The organism is Nocardiopsis sp. MG754419 (genome assembly GCF_018207095.1).
GTDB lineage: Bacteria > Actinomycetota > Actinomycetes > Streptosporangiales > Streptosporangiaceae > Nocardiopsis.
Genome location: NZ_QOCZ01000234.1, coordinates 5,713 through 10,188, shown reverse-complemented (window position 1 = coordinate 10,188; position 4,476 = coordinate 5,713). Strand labels below are relative to the sequence as shown.

Annotated in this window: 3 protein-coding genes; 1 reads left to right on the top strand and 2 read right to left on the bottom strand. The window is 71.0% G+C overall.

The genetic code is table 11. From position 1 onward, the window contains the following. Positions 1-299 precede the first annotated feature (299 nt). On the bottom strand, positions 300-701 hold the full coding sequence (locus DSY14_RS26630; RefSeq protein WP_249188518.1) for a hypothetical protein: 402 nt from the start codon (positions 699-701) through the stop codon (positions 300-302). A 453-nt stretch (positions 702-1,154) separates the two neighbouring features. Here DSY14_RS26630 and DSY14_RS26625 point away from each other — a divergent pair, with 453 nt between their 5' ends. Then, on the top strand, positions 1,155-1,595 hold the full coding sequence (locus DSY14_RS26625; protein ID WP_211719362.1) for a hypothetical protein: 441 nt from the start codon (positions 1,155-1,157) through the stop codon (positions 1,593-1,595). A gap of 125 nt (positions 1,596-1,720) precedes the next feature. Here the strand turns inward: DSY14_RS26625 and DSY14_RS26620 are convergent, their stop codons facing one another. After that, positions 1,721-4,231, bottom strand: coding sequence for a glycosyltransferase family 4 protein (locus tag DSY14_RS26620; protein WP_211719361.1), 2,511 nt, complete (start codon positions 4,229-4,231; stop codon positions 1,721-1,723). Positions 4,232-4,476: the final 245 nt, after the last annotated feature.

Genomic DNA, 4,476 nt, shown 5'->3' with positions numbered 1-4,476 from the left:
GGCCCGAAGGCCACGGGGGCGTGGGGACGTGAACGACCGAACACGCATCGCACAGAACCCCGCGCCGGGCAGCTTAACCCGGCTCACTCCGACGGTACAGGGGCGGTCTGGGTGCGGACCGGGAGAAGTGGCTCGGACCGCAGGTGGTGGGTGGATCACCGGGACCGGCGGACCACGGACGGTCATCGGCGCTCGTAGGGGTCCGTGTCCGAGACCCGGTACCGGAAACGGTCGGCGGGACCGAGGGCCGACGGGTCGAGCCGCTCCCACCTCGGTGCGGTGGACGTGCACCGGGGCCGTCAGAGCAACGGTGGACGTCGGGCGGCACCGTCGAGGATGTGGGCGATCTCCTGCGCGGCGGCGCGTGCGGTCTCGGTGTCGGTGGCCTCCACAGCGGCGAGTTCGAGCCTGGCCAGCCGTGCCGCACGGCGCGGACAGTCGCGCAACTCCACGAACACCCACCACCGATGCAGGAACATCCGCACCGGCACCGGGTCACCGGTCCGCGAGCACCGGTCACGGACGTGTCGATGCTGGATGTCGAAGGTGGGGAGGGCCTCCGGCGCGACCCTTCGCACGGCGGAGCGCAGAACCGGCCCGTCGGTCGGTGGCTCCAGCGTCAGCGCTTCGGGGACGGGGGCGCCCGCCCACACGGAGTCGGAGGCCGTGGAGAGTTCGGGGCTCAGGGGTTCACGGGACAAAGCGACTCACCTCTTCACCGGGTGGACCGGGGGACCTGATGCGAGCATGCGCCGTTCCCCGGTCCGGGACAAGCGAGATCCCGGAACCTGGGGAAAACTCCCCGCCCGGTCGTTGCGCCCGGATAAGCGGTTCCTCGCTCGGAGGCGTTTCGGGGAGAAGCAGGGCGTATCCGTCCGCCCGTTCGGTCGCGCCCGCGACCCGGCCACCGGCTTCTCGCGCACCAGGCCACCGGGCCATCCAGGTGGGAACCGGCTCTGAACAGGGGAATCGTCGACCTGGTGGCCGGGTCGGCGCGCTCATGGGCGCTCGTGGGCCGACCTGGAATTCCTGGTGGCCGGGTCGAGGGCCGAAACCCCGGGGTGGCCGACCACGGTCTCGGTGAGGTCCGCCAAGGCCGACCCAGGGTCGAGGATCGAGGCGTATCCTGCCGCCAGGACCGCGACCAGGAGGCCGTGGCCGTCAGCACGGAGGGTCTCACCGCCGTGAACCGTCCTTCCATCGAACGTCCGCCGACCCCACCGCATCCACGTCCGGCTCTGGCCGCGTGTGCGGCCCCGCCCGTGGTGGCGGTCTTCCTCGGTCTGGAGACGGAGATGTTCGGTGCCCTCTCCCTCAGTCTGGGCAACGGTGCCGTACTCCTTCTCGGGTACGTGGTGTTCCTCGTCGCCCTGTTCCCGCTGTTGATGCCACCGGACGTCCGTCACCTGGCCGCGCTGGTCTCCGCGGCGCTGCTCACCCCCGCGGCGCTCGTGTGGCTGGTCTGGTCGGCGCCGATCGGGGTGTCCCTGCTTCCGGTGGTCGCCCTGCTGTTCCTGGCCTGGGCCCTCAACCACCCCCGGTTCCCCGGCGGTCGGCGGCGTGTGGTCGTCTCCGATGACGAACCCCGCCCATAGGCGTGTGCCGCCCCGCGCGGGCGCCGGGGTACGCCGGCTTCGGTCGGGCGTGGCCGTCCCTCGGTCGCACACCCTCCCCGGCAAGGACCAAGGGTCACCGGTCCGGCGCCGGAACGTGCGGTGGATCAGTGGAGCCGGTGACCGAGCCCCGCCCACAGGCTGACGTCGGCCACGGTCAACCGCACGTCCCCGGAGCCCAACGGTGCCACCGTCGCCGACCGCACGTACGTACCGTGACTCCACTTGCGGCACGTGTGCGGAAAGACGGCCTTGGCCCCCAACCGGCCCAACGCCCCCGCGGGCCCCGCCAGGAGACGGAGCTGCCACCGGACCCGGGGGATCGTCGTGCCGCGATGATCGTGGTGGTGCAGGAGCGGCAGCCGGCCCACCAGGCGCCCCTCGTCCCTGCCGGAGGGGCCGGGCACCACCTCCAGCGGGAAACGCTGGCCGGCGTCGGTGCCGCGTACCACCTCCACGGCGTACGACGCCCCCTCCGGCAACGGCATGCCCAGCACGACCTCCAGACGCAGGTCGTCCCCGTGCCGACCGGCGGGACGCACCCTGATCCGCTCCACCGGCAGGGTGGGCGCCAACGGCGAGGTCTTCAGCCCCAACCGGTCGTTGACCGTGTAGTAGGGCCGCACCTTGGTACCCGTCCCGTCCTCCGGTTTCACCTGTTGCGCGGCGTACTCGATGATCTTCTTGTAGCCCACCACCCCGGACAGGTGACGACCCACGGTGCACTCGGTGCCGTCGGACAACACCAGCCTCAACTGCCACCGGTCGGAGTCGCCGTGCCGCCCGCGCACCACCATCTCCGGGTCGATCACGGCGGTGAACTCGCCCCCCTGCGCGACCGCGGACGGGAACTCGCGGCGGGACTGGGAGGAGGCGTGCAACCCGACCACCATGCGCGCTCGTGCATCCGGTCGTGTGCGGCCCAGGACCCGCCCCTGCACGGTGAAGAGCTCGTCGGCGACCTCCACGTGCTCCACCTCGGCGTGGTGCGCCGACCGTCGCACCTGCAGAATCAGGCGGCCCTTCGGAGACCGGGCGGGGATCACCAGGGACAGGGTGCTCGTGTACGCGCTGGACAGCGGGAACCCGTACTGGTGGATGGTCACGTCGCGTACCGGCTTCTCCGCGTCGGCGGTCGTCCCCTGCCCGCACTCCCTCCGGTACACCTGCCAGGTGCCGGTGGACAGATCCAGCTCCGTGGCGTCCACCCGGACCCGACCGTCGAGACCGGGGACCAGCTCGATACGCAGGTCCTGCTTGGTGAGCACCACGGCGCCCGGAACCCGCGAGTCGAGGGGGTCGTAGACCACCCCCTCTCCGGCCCCCGACCGCAGCCGCTCGGGACCGAAGTCCAGTACCGAGACCCCGTCCGGACCGACGTCCACCCGGCAGGACTCCGGAGCCTCGGGTCGGGGCGCGGGCGGGTCCGATGAGGACCGGGTGGGTGCTCCGGACCCGGCCAGATCGTGGAAGAGCTCCTCGTGTCGGCGCACCACGTTCACCGGGTCGAAGCGTTCCGAGTCGCTCAGAGCCGCGGCCGACATGCGTCGTCTCAGCTCGTCGTCGCCCATGAGGCGGGCCAGCCCCTCGGCGATGCCGGGAGCGGACTTGTTGGGGACCAGGAGTCCGTCCTCCCGGTCCCGGATGATCGACGCCGGGCCGTGCGGACAGTCGGTGCTCACCACGGGCAACCCCGAGCGCATCGCCTCCACGATGGTCATGCCGAAGGGTTCCTCGCTGGAGGTGACCGCGGCGAAGGCGCCCTGCGCCCAGGCCTCCTCCACGCGAGGATGCGGCCCCATCAGCCACACCCGGTCCTGTAGGCCCAGGGACCCCACCAGCCTGCCGAGCGCACCACGCCTGCTTCCCCGTCCGTAGATACGGAGCGTCCAGTCCGGGAACTCGTCACTGACCATGGAGAACGCCTGGACCAGCAGATCGTGGCGTTTGCTGGGGGCGAGTCGGCCCGCGGCGACGATCGTGCGCGTGTTGTGGCCGTTGATGGTGAACGGTGGTGCCGGCACGGAGTTGGGGATGGACAACAGACGCACCCCCGGCAGCGGCATGCGCTCGGAGTAGGTGCGGGCGTCGGCCTCGGTGACGGTGACGAAGGCGTCCAGGCTCGGGTACTCCGTCGCCATGACGTGGAGGAGTTCGTCCGAGTGCTGTTCGTACGTGAGGTGCTCCTGGCCGACCTTCACGAGTCGTTCGGGCGCGGCCCGGGCGATCACCACGTTGAGTCCGGGCCGTGTTCCGACGACGACGTCGGCATCGGTGGTGGCCAGGTACTCCTCCAACCGGTCGTCGGTCAGGCGACTGTGCGTGGCGCCCCGGGAGTCCTCCGGGGGGAAGAGCATCGGCGGTAGACCGGCGCGTTCGGACCCCTCGTACAGTGGGCGCCCGCCCACCCCCGTCTCCTGGTCGCCCTGCTGCCGAATGTCGACGAGGGGCCGCAGGCTCACCTGGGCCGGGACCGGAAGAACCGGGTCCGCGCGGTGCCGGAACACCGAGACGATCTCGACCTCGTGCCGTGCCGACAGAGCCGCCGCCTGGTTGGCGACGGTACGCACCGTGCCGCCGATGCCGTACATGTCGTTGATCAGATAGGCGATCTTCACTGAGCCCCCGTGTTCTGGCACCGCCGCGTGCGCGGACGGACGGCGGCGCCGGTCCCCCTGCATCCACACCGGGTCGCACCGCCCGGGAGCGGTGGTGTGGGCGTGAGCGATCAGATTATGAGGAGGATTGGGGTAAAAGTCCTTATATGTTCATGAATGTCCGAAGATTTGCCGGGCCCTGTGGGTGTTTTGCGGCGCGTTCAGAAACCGCAGACCCGGGCGCCCCGGCGCGAGCGTCCGGGGCG